Here is a 21,268-nt window from a genome sequence, read left to right as displayed (position 1 = left end):
CAATCTTCACTTATGGAATTTTAGACAACGTTCCCTTTCTCCACAGACGGCTAACGAAGTGCTGGCTCAAGTCACCACTCTGCTTATTTGTTGGCACAATAGCGCCTGTCGTTAAATGGTTTGCAGCAACATGTGGTCCTTAGGAAGGCTTACTCTTTGGTTGTACCTAACACTGTGTTGGTTTCAGTTGTCTCTTTAATGCTGTCATTAGGCTGTACCATGTGGTTGCCCCCTAAGTCACGGTCAGGCATAACCTCCCCCTCATCCGAGGGTGGGTGCACTTCGTTTACTTTACCGATATTATAAGTGCTGCGTGTTCCGGGTTCTACATACTCCACCGAAACCTTGTCTTCAGGACGCAAGTCGGAAGGGGTTCCACAGGAAGAAACCAAAATTATGGTGCCTGCGATGGCCAAAAGTTTTGCTTTGCCTTTTTTCATAGCTGTAAACGTCTAGTAAAGTGGTAAACAATTGAATAGTAAGCTTCAAGTCAAACTTACTACTTTATTGTCTACGGGTAGTAATTCTTTTCTGTTTGTGTGTTACTACAGCAACCAATATTAATCAAACGCTTGTAAATGTTATCATCCATGAAATAGTAACAATAAAAAGAGTAAGGGTGCTTTGTATCAAATAAAGCTAAACATTGAACAAAGAGTATGAACTTGGATGATCGGCTACTAAGATTGAGCATGATCTGGGAAAACAGCACCATCCTACTTGCTGCTGTACCGGAACCTTGCCTGTATGAAAACAAAAAAGCTGTAACAGATCAGGCCCACGGCCACGGTCCCCAGAAGATAGGACCCATAGGGCATACTCTCTAGAAATTGGAAAGCCCCTCCGGTTGGCCGCTGCTGTGCCGTAAAGGCAGCCCGCAGCAGCAGATAACCGACGATGCCCCACACAGTCCCTCGGGCCACATAGCCTACCTTGCCGGTTTTAATCATTGTCTCCTCCACCCCTGGACTAAGTTGTTGCTCCCGCACTTTGGTGGTATAATGCTCTGAAAGGCCCTGGTAGATCTGGAAAACACCGGCTAGCGCGACGACCAAGCCACCCCCTATCACCAGCAGCAGTCCTAGCGGCCTTTGCAGCAGCTGCCCGATCACGGCCTGTCTGATGCCGGACCCGCCGCCGCCGAGAGCCAGCTTGCCGGCCCCAAAGGCAAGTAGGCTATAAAACGTTCCGCTGGCCGCGTACCGCAACCGGTACAGGATGCCTTTCCAGTCAGTCCCCTTTCCTTCCGTGTCAGCACAGGCCTGCAGCAGCCTCCAGGCGCAGTAGCTCGCAAGACCGATGGCCAAGAGCCCCACCAAGAGCCTACCAAAGGCTAGTTCCTCTATAAAGAGAAAGACGTGTTTCCTGCTGACACCCCTGCCGTTGCCAAGCCCGAAGGCCACCATAAGAGCCAACACCCCCAGCAGGAAGTAGACGGCGCCTTTGGCAGCAAGGCCTACGCGGGCGAGTCGCTTGGTCCATTTGTGGGGAACAGAGGGGAAAATGGATGCGATGTCAGTCATGGATTCCTGTTGCCGTTACCTTATGACCGTTGGGTTATCGGCAGCACCCGCGTCCAGCGGCTGGGCCTCCAGCACGTCCTTCACGTACAGCTCCTCAACGAGCACCAGCAGCACAGCCAGGATAGGCGCCGCCAGCAGCAGTCCCAGCCCGCCCTGCAGCAGCCCCAGCAGCACCTGAAAGAATAGCAGCAGGGCGGGGGGCAGGTTCACTGTTCGCTTGAAAATGATAGGAGTCAGCACGTAACTCTCCACCATTTGTATGCCCCCGTAGATAAGGAGGACGTAAAGCGCCATCTGACCTCCCTCCATCAGCCCTATCAGGACGGCCGGAATACCAGCGATCCAAGGGCCAATATTGGGCACAAAGGCAAAGAGGAAGGCAATGAAGGCCAGGGCAAAGGCCATCGGCAGGCCTATCAGGCTGTAGCCGACGGCGGTGCTCACCCCGATGACGGCCATGGCCAACAGCATCCCCACCAGCCACTTTCTTAGGGTGTCATAGCATTTGCCGAGTACCTCTTTCACCCTTGACCGGTTGCGGACCGGGAAAAGCCTGGCCAGCCCCTGCGTGTAGAGCGATGGGCTGGAGGCCAGGAAAAGGGAAGTGACGATGACGATCAGCAGGTCCGCCAGTATCCCCAGTGTGGAGGAAAAGGCGCCGCCAAGTCCTGAGACGAGGCTGGAACGCTCCGGAAGCACGCCCTCCGCACTCTGGGGCACCCGCTCCAACACCCGTTCCCCCCAGCCCCGCTCCCCGAGCCACTCCCGTGCCTTGTCGACTGACTCCGGAAGCGTCTCCCGCATCTGGCTCACCTGCTCCCCCACCGTAGGGGCCAGGAGCCAGAAGGCGGCTACCAGCGCACCGAAGAAGAACAGCACCGAGAGCAACAGCGCTACCCAACGCTTCCATCCTGTCTTTGCCGCTACCCAGTCGGCCATGCCGCTGAACATCGCAGCCATCAGGACCCCGGAGAACACCAGCAGGAAGAAGTGCCCGTGCTGGGTCAACAGGTAAGCCGCCGCCGCTATGAGCAGCGCAATAAATGCTGTGATGGCAGCCTTTTTGGAGAAGGTGTAGATATCAGTCATAGGGATGGTGTTAAGTATAAGGTACGGCAAAGCAGTCCTGCCCCTATGTCCTACTCCTTTCGCCTTTGCTTGGTTTTGAACTTGCTGGAAAGCAACAGAAGGGTTCCCGCAAGTTCAAAACGAAACCCGCAGCGGGGTGCCGCGTTAACTCCAGTACCCATAGTGAAGGAGTCCCCGCCCCGGCAGGGGCTCTTTTGGTGGGAGGGCAAAGACAGGATTCAAGGAAATTGGAGAAAAGAAAGGTAACAGAAGCCCAGACGCTTCGGGAAAACCCGCGTGTCCGGCAGGCACTTGGGGAGTACCGGCCAAAGAGGGACGGGCACCAGGGCGCTCCCATAACCGCTGGGCGGGAGCGTTCGGTTCTCTGGGTATACGGTGCCCTATTGCTGGTTGCCGGTGTGCTCTACTACCTCTTCCGCCTAGAGGCCTTTCCCATCAGGAGCCGTTACCTCCCGCTACTGCAGAACCTGATGGCGGGCACCATGCTGACGGCAGTGGTGCTGGCGGCTGCCCGCCTGATTCGTTTCCTGCTGGAGCGCAGGCTGGAAAGCGCAGCCACCCGCTACAACCTGGGGCGGATCATGGACCTTGCCGTCTCCCTGCTAATCTTCCTTATCTTCGTCTCCATACTGTTTGCCAACTGGTACGCTGCCGCCGTGTCGCTGGGGGTGGCCTCCCTGGTGCTGGGCCTGGCGCTGCAGAACCCCATCACAAGTTTCTTCGGCTGGGTTTACATCCTTGTCCGGAAGCCCTACGAGGTGGGGGACCGCATCAAGATCGGCAATGCCACGGGGGATGTGATTGAGCTGGGGTACCTGGACACGACCCTCTGGGAGTTCAGCGGCGACTACGTCTCCGGGGACCACCCCAGCGGGAGAATCATCCGCTTTTCCAACTCCAGGGTTTTCAGTGACTATGTGATCAACTACTCCTGGCCGCTGTTCCCCTACATCTGGAAAGAGATAAAGCTGTTCGTATCCTATGAGAGCGACCTGGGGTGGGTCGCCGATACGTTGAAAAAAGTCGTGCAGGAAAGCATCGGGCCGGAGATGGCCCACCGGGTGGAGCTCTACCGGAGTATCCTGCTGGAGACGCCTGTGGATGAGGTGGAGGTGCGTGCGGGAGGATCCGTCTCCTTCAGCGCCCACGACAACACCTGGATTCAGGTGACGGTGCGCTACCTGGTGGAACCGAAGCAGTCGGGCGCGGTGAAAGGCAGGCTTTTCACCAGGATGATGGAGGAGCTCAGGCGCCAGCCCGACAAGGTCATGTTTCCAAAGACCAATATGCGGTAAGCCCCTGCGCCTCTTTTGCCTTTGGTTCCCCGCTCCCTTGATAACAGCGCAACCTGATACAACCTTGGCATCAGGGTTCCTGTAAGGGAAGTACAACAGTCGCGAACGTGCCGTACAGCCACAACAGCAAGGCCCCGGGCTGCAGGGCCCATCAATCTTTGCCATGTGCTACCTGACCCAAACAGCGGGTGGGGCGAAAGGCTTGCTTTGCAAAAACCAACGCTATGAAGCTACTTGAAGGAGAAAAGATACTACTGATCACACCCAAGCAAGAACTGATCCTGACAAACCTTAGGGTAAGTCAAAAAACGAGTGACATCCCCCCAACTTACGGGAATCATGTTTTTCTTAAGCAGGTTTACGGGTGTGAGGTTGTGCACCGCAGAAACGCATCCTGGGTCGTGGGAATGGCCACGGCGCTCACGCTTGCGCCGGTGTCACTGCTTCTAAACTGACCAGAGGGCGTAGCCTTCTCCTCTGTGAGCCTGGCCGTGTTCTGCGTGCTGTTTTTCCTGTCAACTGATAAAACGCTGGAGATCTCATCGGCGACGGGATCCATAGAGCAGAAGTTGGACTTGTCGGACAAGGCCGAGAAGTCCCTAATGGACTTGCTGCGCAGGCATTCGGCCATCCAGAAGGCGTACCTCCTGCTGCCCCTGCAGTTTGCCTTCGGGTAGCACCCCCTGATTTACCGGCCGGCAGCTGCCACAAAACCGCTGCCGCCGTTCCGCACTGTTTATGCGGGCTGTCCTCCCTCGTCAGTTTCCCCGTAGAAGGTTACCTGCCCCGTCTCCACATCATACAGGCCGCCCACTATCTTTATCTCTCCGTTTTTCTCCATGTCTGCCAATACCGGGCTTTCCCTTCTGACCCTGTCGATCACGCAGTGCACATTGTTGACCGTCACGTTGTAGACGAACTTGTCGTTGCCCCCGTTTCTTTCCTGCGGCGGTGTTTCCCGCTCGGCGTCCATGGCCGGCTTCACTTTCTCCAGCAGCGCCGTCAGGTTACCCATCTCCACATGGTTGCAGGCACCGTATATGGCGCCGCACCGGGTGTGCCCGAGCACCAGCAGCAGCTTGGACCCCGCTACTTTGCAGGCAAACTCCATACTGCCCAGTATGTCCTGGTTCAGTATGTTTCCCGCTATCCTGATGCTGAAAACATCCCCCAGCCCCTGGTCAAATATAAGCTCGGAAGACGTGCGGGAGTCTATGCAGCTAAGGATGGTGGCAAAGGGGAACTGTCCCTCGGAGGTCTCGTTCACCTGCTGGAGCAGGTTCCTGTTGGCTTTCAGGTTGCCCACGAACCGTTGGTTTCCCTCCTTGAGGAACAGCAGGGCCTTGTCGGGCGTCAAACTCTGTTGCGTTTCTTTTGTGTGTGTTCTCATATGTTGTCGGTTATGGTTTACATGATGTAGAATTCCTCCGGGGCAAGCGGCTGCGGCACGTCGGACTCCTGGAGTACCTGCTTGATGTTGATCTCTATGGTACGGGCGATAGCAGTGACCGATGTGTCTGTTGGCTTGTTCCTGAAGGGCTCCTGCAGGTGCTTAGAAGTTTTCTCCAGCAGAAAGAAGGTGGAGGCAATGAGCATCAGCACCGGGATCTCGTAGATGCCGATGGTCTCCACCAGCGCCAGCGACAGCACGACAAGGAACAGGTAAATGAAAAAGTGCACGAACAGACTGTAGGTGACCGGGAAGACGGTGCCTTTGATGCGCTCGGCCTTTCCCATGGAGTCGCACAGCCGGACCAGGGTATTGTCCAGCTGCACCTGCTGGAAGGCGTTTATTGCCTCCTGCTGGTGCAGGTACTTCAGATCGACCATGTGCCGCATCAGCAGCGCGTAGGGTTTGTTGCTCTGCCCCTTGATAAAGCGTAGGTCCTCCGCCGGCAAATGTTCCTCCTGCACTTGGGAAACGGGCTCCAGGCCGCGCAGCGACTGGCCCAGGCAGTAGCACCAGGCAATCTGCCGGTAGGCCATCCGGCGGAGCAGAATATTGCCCTCCTCCAGGTGCAGAAAGTCATCCTTGATGAAGGCCTTCAGCTGCAAAACCAGGGAGCGCGAGTCGTTCACGATGGCACCCCACACCTTGCGGGCCTCCCACCAGCGGTCGTACGACTGGTTTAGCCTGAAAGCCAGCAGCAAAGAGATGGAGGTGCCCAGGATGGCGGGCAGCTGGAACGGGACATGGGGCAGGTGCTCGGAGAAAAAGTGCTTCAGCAGGTGAAAGGCAACCGAAAAAAGCAACACCCGCAGCAAGTCGTATTTCACTTTGTTGAAAATATAGCGCTTGGGGATTCTCTTTTCTATCAGCATGCCTAATGGTCGTTTCTTACAGTCTACCCCAAAATAAATTAACTGGTTCGTATTTTTTTTATGGCTGCCCATGCGTAGTCTAGGAAATACGTCTATAGTAGGACACGCCCCTCCCATTAACCGCCTACCTTTGGCCTTAACCCCGGGTTTATCTTTTAATCCGAAGCAGGAAAACGACACGAAAACCTGGTTGCGCGGGGCCAGCGGAGAAGCCGTCCCAAACCCTCTGTGTTACTGTCCATTCCCCAAGTCAAGGATGCAGGTTATGTCTGCATTCAACTTAAGGCTTTTAAAGTAGGCACTCACAACCAGCGGTGAGTTAAAAGAAAACAATTCCGCCAAGCATCGTTTATAAACAGCATGAGCACCGACACAAACAAGCGCACTCCAAGCGCATCCAACATATTGTTCTCCCTTTTTCTGTTACTTCTCCCCTTTGGCTGCGCCAAGAAGAATTTTTATGCCGACACCCCCGTCGCAGACCCTGAAGCCTACCGCCAGCTCAGGGGCGGCGCGGGCGGTGTGGACAGCGTGACGGTGCAGGCCGGCAGCCACTACGGGCGCGGCCTGCTGCACCGGACGCTCTGGGGAGCTAGGAACCGCAAGGCCTGGACCACACCGGTGCGGGTGCCCGTGCTGGACTTGGACACAGCAAAGGGCGGCCTGGAGGTGGAGAAGATCGGCGGGGGCATGCAGACGATCAACGCGGCCATGGAGGGCGGGGACGGCATGACCTATTCCCTGCGCACAGTGGACAAGCGCTCGGAGAAGGTGCTCCCGCTCCCCTTCCGCAAAACCTTCGTGGCTAACCTGGTGCGGGACCAGGCCTCTGCGCTCAACCCCTATGGGGCGCTGGTGGTGGCCCCCCTCGCCGAGGCGGCGGGCTTACCGCACGCCACCCCGCGGCTAGTGTACGTCCTGCCGGAGGAGGAGGCGCTGGGCGAGCACGCGCAAAGGCTAAGCGACCAGCTTTACATGCTCGAGGAGAAGTACAACGACAAGCGGGCACTGGTCGGTGACCTGGAGCGTGCACACGACATCGCGGGGCCCAACAAGATGCTCAACCACCGCTACGGGAAGGACGACCACTTCATCGACCAGAAGGCCTTCGCCCGAGCGCGCCTGCTGGACCTGCTCATCGGCGACTGGGACCGGCACGTGGGCCAGTGGGAGTGGGCCGAGTATAAAGAGAACGGGGAGCACCTATACCGCCCCATCCCCAAGGACCGCGACAACGCCTTTTACCGCTTCGGAGACGGGCTGTTCTCCTGGCTTTTCAGCCGCAGGTGGGCCTTCCGCAAGTTTGAGAGCTTCACCGCCGACTACCGCGACGTGAAGGCTCTCATGGTCAACTCCGCCTTTATCGACGCCCGCGCCATGCCCGAGCTCACGCGGGCGCAGTTCGACTCCATCGCCCATGTGCTGCAGCAGCAGATCACCGATGAAGTGATCGAGCGGGCCGTGCTCAGGCTGCCGGAGCCGGTATACCGCCAGCAGGGAGAGGAGATGGTGCGCAAGCTAAAGAGCAGAAGGGACAAGCTGGACGAGGCGGCCCGGGAATTCTACAAAATCCTCTCGAAGGAAGTGCTTGTGGTGGGAACCGACAGGGAGGATATCTTCGAGGTAAGGCGCCTACAAGGCGGAGAGACTGAGGTGACGGTGCGCAGGGATTCGGATGGGGAGGTGCGCTACCACAGGGTGTTTTATCCCGGTGAGACAAAGGAAATCGTGCTGCACGGGCTGGCCGAGAACGACGTGTTCCGCGTGTCAGGCGAGGCGGACAAAGGAATAAAGGTCAAGATCGTGGGCGGCCGCGGGCAGGACGAGGTCTACGACTCCTCTAAGGTGAAGGGCTGGGGCAGGAAGACGTGGGTGTACGACACCCCGCGCGGGACCAGGATCGAAGCTGGCCCGGAGACAAAGGACAAGACCAGCAAAAAGCCCGAGGTGAACTTCTTCGACCGGGAGGGCCACAGACGATGAGCCTCCCCGAAAGGCGCCTCAGGCGGTAAGTCAGCACGACCCGCGAAAAAAATAAAGTAACTCAATGAAAAACAGATCGAAAGTCCTAAGTTGGGCTAGTCTGCTGCTAAGCGGCCTATCTTTACTGGCCACGCTCCTGTCCCTGGTTCCAGGTCCGCAGTGGTGGGTGCGCGTGTTCGACTACCCAAGGACCCAGGTCGCCGTCGCCTCCCTGGTGGCGTTCGTGCTGTCTGTTGTTTTCCTGGAGGTCAGGCCGAGGTTGAAGCTCAGCTTGGTCCTGCTGCTGGCAGCCTCTTTCCTGTACCAGGCAAGCAAAATTATCGTCTACATGCCGCTCTATGTCAAGCAGGCGCTTGACAGCGACCGGGCCACGGAGCAGCGCAGCTTCAGCCTGCTGGTCAGCAACGTGCTGATGGACAACCGCAGGGCAGGTGATTTTCTGGAGTTGGTCAGGCGCCACAACCCCGACATACTGCTCATAAACGAGCCGGACGACTGGTGGGAGCGGCAGCTGCAGCCGCTGGGCGAGGCTTATCCCTACAGCATCAAGCACCCGCTTGGAAACACCTACGGCATGATTCTTTACTCCCGACTTCCACTACGGGAGCAGGAGTTGAACTTCCTTGTTGAGCCGGACGTGCCGTCGGTATTTGCCGAGGTAATGCTTCCCTCGGGGGATAACTTTGACTTCTACGGGCTGCACCCCCGCCCGCCCAAGCCCGGAACGGACACCTACGAGCGGGACGCCGAGATCCTGCTGGTGGGCAGGCGGGTCAGGGAGAGGGGCCGCCCGGCCGTGGTGGCGGGTGACTTGAACGACGTGGCCTGGTCGCGCACCTCCGAGCTGTTCCAGCGCTACAGTGGCCTGCTGGACCCCAGGCAGGGACGCGGCATGTACAACACCTTTAACGCAAAGGTGCCGCTGCTGCGCTACCCGTTGGACCACGTCTTCTTCTCTGACGACTTCGGCTTCATCTGGATGGAGCGGCTGGACAGCTTCGGCTCAGACCACTTCCCCATCCTCATCTCGCTACGGATAATGCGCAGGATAGGCCACAGGGAGACAAAGCTGATTTAAAGAAGGCGGACCGGAAAATAAGGAGGGGAAGGTAACCATACTACTAATGTCCCTGCGGCTGTTTTCCCTTGAAGCCGGTGTTCTAGGGGAGTCATTCCCATACTTCTTCGCATTTTAGAACAACCTCCTTCTCTAGCCTACCCGCAAGCATGCGGCTAAAGTGAATCCAGGGCAAAAAAGGGCCACCCCTGGTAAGGGAGGCCCTTCAATGATTGCAGGAAACAGGGGCTATCAGTTGTTCCTTCCCGGCAGGTACACCTGCAGGCCCAGCCCCAGGGAAAGCCCGGTGGATGAATTGCCCGTGTCAATGTCAGCGCTGCTGCGGATCAGGTTGAGGGTTCCCTCCAGGGCAACGTTGGAGGCCACGAAGTGGGCATACCCTGCCTTTACGCCGTACACCCTGGAGAAAATGGCGTCACCGTCGCTGTCTTCCTCGGAGCTGCCCGCCAGTCCAAGCACGGCCTCACCAAACCAGCGGTGGGTGGGGGCGGCGCCCTCCGGGAAGTAGTAGCGCACGAAAGGCGTCAGGCCGTAGCGGAAGGACTCCCCGCCGTCATACACGGACAGGCCCAGTTGCACTGATGCGCCGATCACGGCGTTGTCGCTCACGAAGTAGCCCGCCCGCGGCGCCAAGTCAAGCGTGAAGGTCTCCGATTTGAAGTTGTGGCCGATGTTGCCGATCTCGGCACCCACCAGCCAGTTGCCCTGCTGGATGGCCTCCCCTGACACCGGGGCCGTGGTCTGCGGCCGTCGGTCCAGCACCTCGTCCGTAACCTGGGCCGAGGCACTTAGAGCGCCAGCGGCTAGCATGATTGCAAGTGAAAATATCTTTTTCATAGTTCTCGTCATTAGTGTGAAAAGTGGAACAAAAAGTTACATGCAGACATGTTCATTGCTGCATGTGATGTACTATAAGTAACGGGAGCCAAACCCAATTGTTTAATTTATACGTTCCCAGGCCCTGCGGAAGCCTGCCCGCACGTAGCAGGAAACTTTGCTGCTTCCCCTGTCAAAGGCCGCCTTAACCTGGAGCTGCTGGCCAGCCCACAGGGACCTGGGCAAGGGGCGTCTTAGGGGGAGGAGCATAACCTACACCCTCTGAAAAGGGTATCTTTAGAAAGGGTACCCACTGAAAGTCAGAAGGAGAGCCCTTGTGAAGAAAAACTGTTAAAAAGTATAAACTATGAAAAAGCTATCTCTGAACGGGCTCTACAGCCTTTTGTTCCTGTTGTTCACCCTTACGCTGGGCGGATGCGACTTTGTCGGTGACGTCTTCGAGCTGGGTATGTGGACGGCCCTTGTCATCATCGTCATCCTTGTCCTGCTCGTTTACTTCGTCGCCAAGAAGTTCCGGGGAAGGTAGCTGCAGTCTTTGAAAAGAAGCATCTTGCTCAGCTAAACGTCACTCGCGCCCGGAGCGCTTAGGATCGTGAGCGGTCAAACTTTTGCGGCCACGCCGCGATAGTTTTAACAAGACATCACATACAAACAAACTATAACAACTATGAACAAGATAGAATATAGAGCAAAGGGCAATTGGAACGAGGTGAAGGGAAAGATGAAGCAGGGCTACGGCGACCTGACCGATGACGACCTTACCTACGAGGAGGGCAAGCAGGATGAGTGGCTGGGCAAGCTGCAGCAGAAGCTCGGCAAGGCAAAGCACGAGGTGAAAGAGTGGATTGACAGCCTGTAAGGCGGACTGCCCCTCAGATCAACCGCTTTGTCAGAAGGCTTAGCCTGGGTACCATTTACCGGAATCACTTGAAATGCTTAGCCTCAAGCCAACAGAAAAGCCGCTGATGTTCAATCAGCGGCTTTTCTGTTGGCTTGCAAGTATTCTACTGCTGCTGGGTAACTACCACCAGGGCGACACGGCGGTTAAGCTGGCGGCCCCTGGCTGTTTCGTTTGTGGCTCTCGGCTCGGTTTCGCCCATCGCCTCTACTGATAAACGGTTCCCGTCGATGCCCCCGTTGTTCTGAAGCCAGTCCTGCACAGCTCTTGCGCGCTCTTCGGAGAGCTGTTTGTTGTACTCGTTGCTGGCCCGGGCGTCGGCATGGCCAAATATGCGGATCTGTCCGTTCTGCGGCAGGTTCTTTATCTCATTCGCGATCTCCTGCAGTTTCTGCTCACCCTCTGAGCGTATCTGTGCTTTGTCGGTGTCAAACAGCACGCGGTCATCCATCGTATAGATGTTGTACTGGTTGTTTGATCTTACCTCCACGCCGGCGTTCGTCATCTCAGGATCCTCTACAACAGGCGCATCCCAGTCGATGCCTGCCCAGAAGTCTTCTCCAACGTCTTTTATCTGCACGCCGTCAGCTTCTACTGCGCCGCGTTCATCCTGGTAAGCAACGGCTGTATCGGCCGTCGCATCGGCCATGGTATCGTTCTCTACATTTCCCTGCGGGTCGTTGCAGGCTGTAAAAGCCGCAACTCCTAAAATCATCATGATGGTACTTTTTTTCATAGTTTGGTTTGTTTGGTCTTATTAAAGTCTACGGGGTCTCTAAGTGTTAGTTTATCGAGGCCCCACTGCCTTCAATAGTTAAATCTGCGATTAGTAAATTGAGTATAGGCACAAAGCTATGTTGTGAAGGTTAGTTACCCAGCGCGCAAAGATTCCTTTTTCGTGGTACTCCCTTATTCGCTAACCCTGCAACATGTGCCGTGCCCGACGCAAGGACTGGGCAATGCAACCCGTCAGGCCCCATGCGGGTATATATCAAAGGGTGGCAAGTGTCTGTCCCTGAACGAAATAAATAAAGTTATGAAAAAACTAAACCTCAACTGGCTGCTTAGCCTGCTCTTCTTAACCTTCTCCCTCACACTCACAGGCTGTGACTTTGTCGGTGACGTGCTGGAATTCGGGTTTTGGACCGCCATCATCATCATTGCCATCATCGTTGCCATCGGGTACTTCATACTCAGGATGTTCAGAAGGTAGTTCCCCTCTTCCTCTGGTTTTGAAACGGGAGGTGCCTGCCTGCAGTGCTTCCGGGTTACAGTTTTTGAGAACCGACTACAGGCGCTTTGCTGAAGGTGTTCCTAATGTACTAGTGTTTCGTTTTCAGGCTATCCTCCCCCTTCTTTTGCTAAGTCTGTGTACATGGCACGCTGAGGTGCGCCACAACCTTTTACCTCCTCAATAAAGAATTTGCATCAGGAACTTACGTACCGCTCCCTAACCCCTCCCCTGCTTGTTCAGTTGGCCGCTTGATCAGGATCACCTTGTCTATGCGAACGCCGTCCATGTCCACAATCTCCATCGTGAAGTCTTTGTGCACCAGCCTCTCCCCCTCCACAGGAATTCTGTCCAGGTACTGGATAATGAATCCGGCCAAGGTGTCGTAGCCGTCCGTGTCTTTGGGGATAAATTCCTGCCTTAGCTCCCGGTTCAGCTCGCGGATGGGGACAGCGCCGCTGACCAGCAGGGATCCATCCTCCCTTTCGACAATTGTCTGCGCAACCACCTCATCGAGGTCCGGCAAGTCGCCCACAATCGACTCCAGAATGTCGTGGAGTGTGATGACGCCCTCTATGGCGCCGAACTCATCTATGACGATGCCCATGTACTGCTTCTGCCGTTTGAAGGTGTTCAGCACAGAGTTGGCCAGCATTGACTCCGGCACATAAATCGGTTGCTGCAGGATGCCGGTCAGGGAACCCTGCGCCCCTGAGATGAGGTACTCGTAAAAGTCGCGCGCATGCAGCACCCCCACCAGGTTGTCAATGCTGCCGTCGGCGGCGGGGAACTTTGAGTGCGCGCTCGCCTGCAGTGTTTGCTTGATGAGCTCGAGCGGTGCGTTGATATCCACCCACTCCACCTCCATGCGGTGGGTTCTCAGGTTCTTTGCCCGCTGATCGGCGTAGATGAAAATGTTCTGGTGCAGCTCGCTCTCCTCCTTGGCTAGTATCCCTTGCTTTCCCGCCGTCCGGATAATCTGCCGGAGCTCCTCCTCCGACATCTTCTCCTCCGACGGCTCCTTTACCCCCAGCAGTCGGACAGCCAGGTTGGTGGAGCCTGAAAGCAGCTTGACCAGCGGCATGGTGGCTTTGGTGAACAGGCTGATGAGCGGAGCCACGGAAAGGGCTATCTTGTCAGCGTTTCCCAGGGCGATGGTTTTAGGTATTAGCTCTCCGATGACAATGGTGAAATAGGTGATCAGCCCAATGACCAGCACCAGGGAAAGCGTGTCTGCGTACGGTGCCAGAAAAGCGACGCTGCGCATCCACCCCCCCACATCGTCAGCCAAAGCCGCCCCGCCGTAGGCGCCCGAAACAATCCCGATGAGGGTAATGCCCACCTGGATGGCGGAAAGAAAATCCTCGGGGTCCCGGAGCAGGTCCATGACGGTACGGGCGTTGCTGTTGCCCTGCCGGGCCGCCTGCTCCATGCGGCTCTTCTTGACCGAAATGATGGAAAGCTCGGAGAGGGCAAAGAAGCCGTTCAGCAGGGTTAATACGATTAGTACTAGTATCTCCATTTTAAGAGGTTTGTTATGTTTTAGAAGACGGGCTAAGGTTGTTTGCCGGGTACCCCGTAGATAGGGCGCTACAGCTCCCCCGCAGCCCTGACCGACTCTGACAACCGGGTAAAGCTTCAAACGGGAGTACCAAAGGCAGAGTTTAAAACCTATTGCCCGAAGCAGCAGTTACATAAACTTCCCAAATGTGCCGCACCCTTGCGCTGACGCCGGCTGCGCTTACCCAAGGGAAAGAAGATATGACACGAACACTCTTTTTGCTGACTTGCCTGCTTGCCGCGTGCCACCCCGCTGCCTTTTCACAAGGCAGCGCAGCGAAGCTTCCCGAGCCTGCCGCACTCCTAAACCAATACATTCAATTGGCCTCCGTGACGGGATCGGAAAAGGAGGCCGGGGTTTTCCTCTCCGGGCTTTGCAGGGGCAAAGGCCTGCATGTGAAAGTGCTTTCCTCCGCACCCGACTCGTATAACTTCACAGCCTCTCTTTATCCCCTGGAAAGCCGCAAACCCAATATCATCCTGTTGAACCACCTGGATGTGGTACCCGTGGCGGGCAACTCCGCTGATTGGCTGTACCCTCCCTTCTCGGGGGCCGTGGCCGACGGCATGGTGTGGGGCAGGGGCGCCCTGGACAACAAGGGCATGGCCATCATGCAGCTGCTGGCGGTGGCGGACCTGGTAGGGCTTGCCGCCGCCCGTGACCTGCCCTACAACGTGACGATGCTGTCGGTTTCGTCGGAGGAGACAGGGGGAGCGCTTGGTGCCGGGCTTGTTGCCGACAGGTACTTAGGGGAACTTAACCCGGTCCTGGTGCTGGGAGAGGGAGGGTCCGGCGTCTCCGGTGTATTGAAGTCTGCCCCGGACAGGCAGGTCTTTGGAATAGAGATTGCCCAGAAGCGGGGCATCAGGGTGCGGCTGAGCCTTCGCGTGGCCTCTGCCGGTCACGGCTCCGTGCCCCCGCACGATTACGCCAACAAGGCCATGGTGGCCGCTTTGGGCAGGCTGCTGGACCGGGACCCGGACATAAAGCTCTCAGACCCTGCGAAGCTCATGTTTGAGGCGCTGGGAAAGCACGAAAGCGGCTTAAGGGGCGTTGCCATGCGCCACACGTGGCTGCTGAAGCTGTTCGGGGGCAGGTACCTGCGGCAGGAGCCCCTCATCCAGGCCCTGGTCACCAACACGGCCACTGTCACCAATATCTCAAACCCCAGGCTGGGCGTGAATCAGATCCCACAGCGCGTGACAGCCACGTTGGACTGCCGGCTGTTGCCGGGAACAACCCAGCGGAGCTTTATGCGCAAACTTAGAAATACGCTCGGCAACAAGGAAATTGAGCTTGAGGTCCTGTCGGGCTTTGAGGAGGGGCCGTTCACGAAGCCAGAGGGCTTTTTCTTCAATGCGCTGAGCCATGCGGTCAAGCGGGTACACCCGGACGCGGTGGTGGTGCCGATCCTTTTTCCGGCCTCAAACGACAACAGCCACTTCCGGGCGCACGGGGTTCCCGCTTATGGGTTGCTGCCGCTTTACCTTACAGAGGAGCTGCTGCGCACCATCCACAGCTCAAATGAGCGCATACCCGTCGCTTCCCTGGAGTCAGGAATCTCTGTTTACGGGCACTTCTTGAGAAGTATTCTTGCCGGTAAATCCGAATAAGCCAGCCAAAGTCGGCATGAAGTCCGGAGCCGGAATACCCGCTATCATCACCAGGTGCAACAGGAAGTTCTTAGACTTGTAATGCATCTAGAAGCCGGTTATCTCTGCCGAGCATAAGTGTCGTTATTATTAATGTGCAGAAGCCACGCTTGTATAAAGATCCGCATTGGGCATGGTTGACAGTTAAGGCGCTGCTTTAGGTCAAAGTTCTATCAGGCTCTACAGCTTTTCCGCCTTTAGCATAAGGTTGATTGTCCTTAAAGGAGGTTTATAACAGCTGTTATGTTCAACAAGAGAGTGTGTTTCAAACCTCCTCTCCTACCTGAAGATACGTTTCCACAGCCACTAAATCATTGTGGATAAGGTTCGATAATTCAATCCTACGGTTCTACACGAAAGGCCTTCAGTTAACCCTGAAGGCCTTTCGTGTACTTCGGACACTATTCGGACACTAAAGCTGCGCATCTCTGTCATGCGCTCCCCATAAGTAGGCTGAATTGACCATTAACGGGAGCTAATGTTTCTTTACTTTTCTTTCCACCTTCCAGCGCAACCTGCTCCTATTCTCTTGGCCTCCCCTCTCTATTGAATGTTCGTTGATATGCTCTAGAAGTAAAGTCGCTCTACTGTATCACCAACTCATCTCATTAATCAAAATACCGGTTTGATTAATGAGACGGCAAATTGGGACTCACTATACACAAAACTTGTATACTGCTTACCAGTATCGCTAAAACGGCCTTTTTCTGGGACACCACAAGGCGTAGAAGAGAGTAATAAACAGCAGAGAGGGTTAGTCCTCTCCAGCACGCACTCGTCTATATGGAAGGCGCACTCACCGGAACCGCCAGTTTTAGCTTGTCCCAAGTTATCACAACTGCACCTTGCTCTTCTCCTTGAGATAGGATTTCGTACCGAAGCCGCTCCTGATGCTGCTGTAGAATTTCCGGCTTTACCTTGAACCGCACCACGTCTTCTGCCTCGGAATAGTCGTCCGCAAGATGCTGGTTCCAGTTTTTGTTGATGATTACCGTCCACTCCTCTTCCCCCGGAATGGTGAACAGCGCGTACTTTCCTGCCTCTATCACCTCGTCACCGAGCATGATCGGGTGGTCTGTCTGCAAGCTGGTGGCTGAATGGGCACCGGTTACCCACACCTGATCATTAGCCACCAAACCACCCCATACCATTCGGCCCCGCACAGCTGGAGAATGATAGGCGATGGTCAGATGCGCAGGGCCTATCATCCCGTGTGCCTCGGCCTTCAGGCTCCCTTTCAAAGTGTCCGGCTCGGACTGCGCCTGTATGGCCAGCGTGCCCTCCGTTGCTTTGGCTTCATGGGCAGCATGTTGGTTTTCCTGTTCCGGCGCTTCCCGGTTTGCCTCCTGTTGGCTACAAGAAGAGAGTGAAAAGCAAAAGGCCAGAGCGAACAGGCAGTGGTGGAGTCCTTTATTCATGTGCGGGTTTGACTTACAGTAGATTGGCTTCAGGCTGCTAATTAACACATTAACCGGCAGTTTTAAAAGCACTCCCCTACAAGAGGGTATTTCGCATCAATTCTTCTTGTAGTGATACCAGAACAGCAACAGGTTGGGAAAGCTACAGAAACCTTGAGGCGGAAAAAGTTCTCCTTACCAGGTGAAATAAGGCTCAAAAAGCAAGAGCGCCCGCGATCATCGCAGGCGCTCTTGCCTTACCTATGTTTATTCCTAAGGCTTAAGCAGTTTGGTACTGCTCGCAAGCCTCGGCGCACTTGAAGCATGCCTCGGCGCAATCCTTGCAGTGCTGTGCCTCATGCTGCTGGCATTCCTGGCCGCAGTCCCTGCAAATTTTGGCGCACTGCTGCAGGATCTCACCTGCGTAGCGGGAGTCGCGCGACACGTAGTCTATGGCCTCCTTGCAGATGGCGGCGCAGTCCAGGTCCAGCCTGATGCAGGGCACCATCATTTTGATATCGTCCTCTCCCAGGCAGGAGATGGCACAGTTGTTACAGGCGGCGGCGCACTCGGCCAGTGTTCTTATCAAGTCCTTGTTCATAGTTCTGATGTTTATATGTTTAAATGTTCATGTATGCTGTATTATACCCGAACAGGCGCCTGGGGTTTTATACAATTTTAGATATTCGTTACATAATTTCCGCCAAGGCCCCACTAAAACCCACTCTGACTGCTCTCTTCGCCTCTTGTCCGTTGAGCTTCCTAACCCAAGCAGCAGCAGCCTCGTTGATTAGAACAAACCATTGTTGCTACACGAATCATGAACATCCTGTACCTGTGCCTTGGCATACTTGTATTTACCTTAATCATACTGGACATCATCAAGACGGCGCTCTCCTCCAGCGGCGGAGGTAGGGTGACAAACGCCGTGACAAAGGGGGTATGGAAGGTTTTCTTCCTTATGGCGGGGAAAAGCGGCACATCGAAGCTGCTAAGCTACTCCGGCCCTGCCATCCTGGTGTCCATCCTGCTGACCTGGGTCCTCGGCCTTTGGTCGGGGCTGTTCCTGGTGCTGCTGTCCGATCCGGGCTCCGTCGTTAACAGCAAGACCCTGGTGAGTGCCGGGCCCCTGGAGAAGCTCTACTACGCCGGCTTTACCCTCTCCACCCTGGGCATGGGGGACTACAAGGCATCCAGCGATGCGTGGCGCCTTGTCACCAGCGCTGCGGCGTTCTGCGGCTTCGCCTCCCTTACGCTCTCCATCACCTACTTTGTGCCCGTGCTCTCTGCCGTGGGGCTGCAGAGCACGCTCAGCCTCTACATCAGCGGCATGGGCAAAACACCCCAGCAGATGCTGGCCAACGGCTGGAACGGGAAGGACTTCTCCTCCTTTTTCGGCAAGACCTCAAACCTGTGCCAGATGCTGATGCAGCACACCATGAACCACCACTCTTACCCGGTTATCCACTACTTCCACAACAGCAAGCCGGGCCGCGCCGCCATACCGGCTATCGTGCAGCTGTACGAGGCGCACCGGCTCCTCAGGTACCGGGTGCCCCAGGGAGCAGTGAAGGATGACACGGGCATAGAGATGCTTCAAACCGCGCTTGACACCTACCTGGACGTGCTGAAGGGAACCGTAAAAGGCCACTTACCCAAGCAGCAGGCCCCAACAACAGATGTGAGGCAACTGCAGGAGAAGGGAGTACCGCTGCGCAACGCTGAGGAAACAAGCCAGAGCCAGTCCCCGGACAAAAGGCACCGGCAGATGATGCTTTCCTCCCTGCTGGAGATGGACGGCTGGTCCTGGCAGGAAGTATATAGCTCATAATATAAATGTGTTTTGTGTATCTACCCATTTGGGTACCTGCCCAACTTTGCCTCTTTCCGATATTTGCTGTTAGGTAACTAACCAATCTGCTCCTGTACGAGTATTTGTAAACCATACCTTTAACTGTTTAAAAGCTATGCAAGACGATCATCACGACCACAAGCTCCATGGCCATAACCACAAAAGTCCAAGCAGGAAGATTGAGGACATAGCAGGTAAAGCAGCGGAGCGGCTGGAGGAGAAAACCCTCCACGGCCACTCCCACGCCATGCCGCACGGGGAAGGGACGCGCCCGCCGCATGAGGAGCACATGGGGCACGGCGGGCATGGGCACGACCACCACCGGATGATGATCGAGGACTTCAAAAAGCGCTTCTGGGTATCGCTCGCGCTGTCAGTGCCGGTGATTGTGCTAAGCCCCATGGTGCAGCACATCCTGGGCTACACGCTCGACGTGCCCTACAGCATGTACATCGCCTTCGTGCTCTCCAGCGTCATCTACTTCTACGGCGGCTGGCCCTTCCTCACAGGGCTTGTTGAGGAGGTGAAGAAGGGATCACCAGGCATGATGACGCTGATCGGCGTGGCCATTTCCGTGGCCTATATCTACAGCACGGCCGTCACCTTCGGCCTGGAGGGCATGGACTTCTTTTGGGAGCTGGCCACGCTGATCGTGGTGATGCTGCTGGGCCACTGGATCGAGATGCGCTCGGTGCTAGGTGCTTCCAAGGCGCTGGAGCTACTGGTGAGCATGATGCCCGCCGAGGCGCAGGTGATCCGGGACGGGCAAACCTATACTATAAAGGTGGAGGAACTGCGGCAGGGAGACATCATCCTTGTGAAACCGGGAGAGAAAGTGCCTGCTGACGGCGTGGTCGTGCAGGGCGATAGCTACCTGAACGAGAGTATGCTGACTGGCGAGAGCAAGCCGGTGCAGAAGGCAAAGGACGACCAGGTGATCGGCGGCTCCATCAACGGCAACGGCTCGCTGCAGGTGCGCGTGGAGAGCACCGGCAAGGACAGCTACCTCAACAAGGTAATAACCCTGGTGCAGGACGCCCAGAAGACAAAGTCAGAGACGCAGCGCATGGCCGACAAAGCCGCCAAATGGCTGGCCTACCTGGCCCTGACGGCTGGCTTTGCCACCTTTGCCGCCTGGTTGATAGCCGGTGCCGAGCTGGACTTCGCCTTGGAACGCATGGTGACGGTGATGGTGATCTCCTGCCCTCATGCCCTTGGTTTGGCCATTCCGCTGGTGGTGGCCATCTCCACAGCAGTTTCTGCCAACAACGGCCTGCTGATCCGCAACCGAACTGCCTTCGAGAACTCCCGCAACATCACCACTATCATCTTTGACAAGACGGGCACCCTTACCCAAGGCTCCCACGAGGTGGCCCAGGTAGTGGTGTTTCAGCAGGCATTTAATGAGCAGGAGCTACTCCGTTTAGCGGCCGGTGTGGAGCAGCACTCGGAGCATTATATCTCACAGGGAATCCTCAAGAAAACAAAGGCCGAAGGCATCGCAGTCCCTGCCTCAGATTCCTTTAATTACTTGCCAGGAAAAGGGCTGGAAGGCCTTGTGGAGGGAAGAGACGTGAAGGTGGTAGGGCCTAACTATATCAAAGAATTCAACGTGCAGGTGCCCCAGAGCCAGGCGGAGGAAGGCGTGGAGACGGTGGTGTATGTGCTGGTAGACCGGCAGGTGGCAGGCTACATCACGCTGCGGGACCAGATACGCCCTGAGTCTGCCGGCGCCATCCGAGTGCTGAAGGAGAACGGCATCAAGAACCTGCTGCTGACCGGCGACAACGAGCGCGTGGCTAAAAGCGTGAGCGACAAGCTGGGCATGGACGGCTACCTGGCCAACGTGCTGCCGCACCAGAAGCAGGAGAAGGTAAAGGAGCTGCAGCAGCAGGGAGAGTTCGTGGCCATGACAGGCGACGGCGTGAACGACGCCCCTGCCCTTGCCCAGGCTGATGTGGGCATCGCCGTAGGCTCCGGAACGGACGTGGCGGCAGAGACAGCCGACATTATCCTGGTCAACAGCAACCCGCAGGATATCGCCTCCCTTATCCTCTTCGGCAAAGCCACTTACCGCAAGATGATTCAGAACCTTATCTGGGCCACAGGTTACAACATTGTAGCACTTCCGCTGGCGGCAGGCGTACTGTATAACCAGGGCATCATGGTATCCCCGGCTGTCGGGGCCGCTCTGATGAGTCTCAGCACTGTTATTGTCGCCGTCAACGCGCAGCTGCTGCGAAGGCAGATAAAGTAACCTAGACACAGCATCTACCACAATCTATGACAACAAGCATAATCCAGCCCCGAAAGCAAGGCGGAGTAAAAGCGTTACTTTGTACAGGCTCCCGTAATTAGCTATCAAATCTTTCTAACTGTGAAAAAGAGCCATGTGCTACCTATACCAACAGTTATGTTCAACAGGCGAATGTATATCAAACTTCCTCTCCTAACTGAAGATAAGTTTCCACAGCCACTAAATCACTGTGGATAAAGTTCGATAATTCACTCCTTCGGTCTACACGAAAGGCCTTCAGCTAACACTGAAGG

General features: G+C 56.0%; 20 protein-coding genes. 10 read left to right on the top strand and 10 right to left on the bottom strand.

The window, feature by feature from the left end; translation table 11 throughout:
- Positions 1-149: 149 nt before the first annotated feature.
- The 3 genes from A0W33_RS16910 to A0W33_RS16900 form a co-directional block, all read right to left on the bottom strand.
- The gene (locus A0W33_RS16910; RefSeq protein ID WP_068839270.1) at positions 150-440 is read right to left on the bottom strand and encodes a hypothetical protein; all 291 of its coding nucleotides are present in this window, start codon (positions 438-440) and stop codon (positions 150-152) included.
- 276 nt (positions 441-716) lie between these two features.
- Positions 717-1,523, bottom strand: coding sequence for a DUF1206 domain-containing protein (locus tag A0W33_RS16905; RefSeq protein ID WP_068839269.1), 807 nt, complete (start codon positions 1,521-1,523; stop codon positions 717-719).
- 15 nt (positions 1,524-1,538) lie between these two features.
- Positions 1,539-2,612 (bottom strand): AI-2E family transporter, encoded by a 1,074-nt coding sequence (locus A0W33_RS16900; RefSeq protein ID WP_068839268.1) that lies wholly within the window; start codon positions 2,610-2,612, stop codon positions 1,539-1,541.
- Between the two features lie 227 nt (positions 2,613-2,839).
- Between A0W33_RS16900 and A0W33_RS16895 the strand changes: the two genes are divergently transcribed.
- On the top strand, positions 2,840-3,907 hold the full coding sequence (locus A0W33_RS16895) for a mechanosensitive ion channel family protein (protein ID WP_068839267.1): 1,068 nt from the start codon (positions 2,840-2,842) through the stop codon (positions 3,905-3,907).
- A 479-nt stretch (positions 3,908-4,386) separates the two neighbouring features.
- The gene (locus tag A0W33_RS16885) at positions 4,387-4,584 is read left to right on the top strand and encodes a hypothetical protein (RefSeq protein ID WP_068839265.1); all 198 of its coding nucleotides are present in this window, start codon (positions 4,387-4,389) and stop codon (positions 4,582-4,584) included.
- A gap of 59 nt (positions 4,585-4,643) precedes the next feature.
- Here the strand turns inward: A0W33_RS16885 and A0W33_RS16880 are convergent, their stop codons facing one another.
- Together A0W33_RS16880 and A0W33_RS16875 are read right to left on the bottom strand one after the other, a co-directional pair.
- Positions 4,644-5,297 carry a carbonic anhydrase family protein gene (locus A0W33_RS16880; protein WP_068839264.1) on the bottom strand — a complete coding sequence of 218 codons (654 nt, stop codon included), beginning with the start codon at positions 5,295-5,297 and terminating at the stop codon, positions 4,644-4,646.
- A 17-nt stretch (positions 5,298-5,314) separates the two neighbouring features.
- Positions 5,315-6,229: a bestrophin family protein gene (locus A0W33_RS16875; RefSeq protein WP_068839263.1), complete on the bottom strand. Its 915-nt coding sequence runs from the start codon at positions 6,227-6,229 to the stop codon at positions 5,315-5,317.
- Between the two features lie 360 nt (positions 6,230-6,589).
- Here A0W33_RS16875 and A0W33_RS16870 point away from each other — a divergent pair, with 360 nt between their 5' ends.
- Positions 6,590-8,212 (top strand): hypothetical protein, encoded by a 1,623-nt coding sequence (locus tag A0W33_RS16870; protein ID WP_068839262.1) that lies wholly within the window; start codon positions 6,590-6,592, stop codon positions 8,210-8,212.
- 64 nt (positions 8,213-8,276) lie between these two features.
- A complete protein-coding gene (locus A0W33_RS16865) occupies positions 8,277-9,290 on the top strand; it encodes an endonuclease/exonuclease/phosphatase family protein (RefSeq protein WP_082815288.1) in 1,014 nt (337 codons plus the stop codon).
- 231 nt (positions 9,291-9,521) lie between these two features.
- On the opposite strand, the gene A0W33_RS16860 is transcribed toward A0W33_RS16865, so the two are convergent.
- Positions 9,522-10,127, bottom strand: a complete 606-nt coding sequence (locus A0W33_RS16860) for a hypothetical protein (RefSeq protein WP_068840209.1) — start codon at positions 10,125-10,127, stop codon at positions 9,522-9,524.
- Between the two features lie 346 nt (positions 10,128-10,473).
- On the opposite strand from A0W33_RS16860, the gene A0W33_RS16855 reads away from it, so the two are divergent.
- Both A0W33_RS16855 and A0W33_RS16850 read left to right on the top strand, forming a co-directional pair.
- A complete protein-coding gene (locus A0W33_RS16855; protein ID WP_068839261.1) occupies positions 10,474-10,653 on the top strand; it encodes a hypothetical protein in 180 nt (59 codons plus the stop codon).
- 141 nt (positions 10,654-10,794) lie between these two features.
- The gene (locus tag A0W33_RS16850; protein ID WP_068839260.1) at positions 10,795-10,986 is read left to right on the top strand and encodes a CsbD family protein; all 192 of its coding nucleotides are present in this window, start codon (positions 10,795-10,797) and stop codon (positions 10,984-10,986) included.
- Between the two features lie 145 nt (positions 10,987-11,131).
- Here A0W33_RS16850 and A0W33_RS16845 read toward each other — a convergent pair whose 3' ends face one another.
- Positions 11,132-11,761, bottom strand: coding sequence for an OmpA family protein (locus A0W33_RS16845; RefSeq protein WP_068839259.1), 630 nt, complete (start codon positions 11,759-11,761; stop codon positions 11,132-11,134).
- Between the two features lie 300 nt (positions 11,762-12,061).
- Between A0W33_RS16845 and A0W33_RS20975 the strand changes: the two genes are divergently transcribed.
- Entirely contained in the window at positions 12,062-12,238 is a 177-nt protein-coding gene (locus tag A0W33_RS20975; RefSeq protein WP_157578074.1) for a hypothetical protein, read from the top strand.
- Positions 12,239-12,461: 223 nt separating this feature from the next.
- Here the strand turns inward: A0W33_RS20975 and A0W33_RS16835 are convergent, their stop codons facing one another.
- A complete protein-coding gene (locus A0W33_RS16835) occupies positions 12,462-13,778 on the bottom strand; it encodes a hemolysin family protein (protein WP_068839257.1) in 1,317 nt (438 codons plus the stop codon).
- Between the two features lie 239 nt (positions 13,779-14,017).
- Here A0W33_RS16835 and A0W33_RS16830 point away from each other — a divergent pair, with 239 nt between their 5' ends.
- Positions 14,018-15,430, top strand: coding sequence for a M20/M25/M40 family metallo-hydrolase (locus tag A0W33_RS16830; protein ID WP_172798133.1), 1,413 nt, complete (start codon positions 14,018-14,020; stop codon positions 15,428-15,430).
- 818 nt (positions 15,431-16,248) lie between these two features.
- On the opposite strand, the gene A0W33_RS16825 is transcribed toward A0W33_RS16830, so the two are convergent.
- Complete coding sequence (locus A0W33_RS16825; RefSeq protein ID WP_068839255.1) at positions 16,249-16,887, bottom strand: DUF2911 domain-containing protein; 639 nt, start codon at positions 16,885-16,887, stop codon at positions 16,249-16,251.
- A gap of 259 nt (positions 16,888-17,146) precedes the next feature.
- Complete coding sequence (locus tag A0W33_RS16820; RefSeq protein WP_068839254.1) at positions 17,147-17,467, bottom strand: four-helix bundle copper-binding protein; 321 nt, start codon at positions 17,465-17,467, stop codon at positions 17,147-17,149.
- A gap of 219 nt (positions 17,468-17,686) precedes the next feature.
- Between A0W33_RS16820 and A0W33_RS16815 the strand changes: the two genes are divergently transcribed.
- Both A0W33_RS16815 and A0W33_RS16810 read left to right on the top strand, forming a co-directional pair.
- Positions 17,687-18,697, top strand: a complete 1,011-nt coding sequence (locus A0W33_RS16815) for an ion channel (protein WP_068839253.1) — start codon at positions 17,687-17,689, stop codon at positions 18,695-18,697.
- Between the two features lie 136 nt (positions 18,698-18,833).
- Positions 18,834-20,975, top strand: a complete 2,142-nt coding sequence (locus tag A0W33_RS16810) for a copper-translocating P-type ATPase (RefSeq protein WP_068839252.1) — start codon at positions 18,834-18,836, stop codon at positions 20,973-20,975.
- Positions 20,976-21,268 lie beyond the last annotated feature (293 nt).

This window comes from Pontibacter akesuensis, assembly GCF_001611675.1.
GTDB classification, from domain to species: domain Bacteria; phylum Bacteroidota; class Bacteroidia; order Cytophagales; family Hymenobacteraceae; genus Pontibacter; species Pontibacter akesuensis.
Note: the sequence above shows the minus strand (reverse complement) of the source record. Positions and strands in the feature narration are given on the sequence as shown.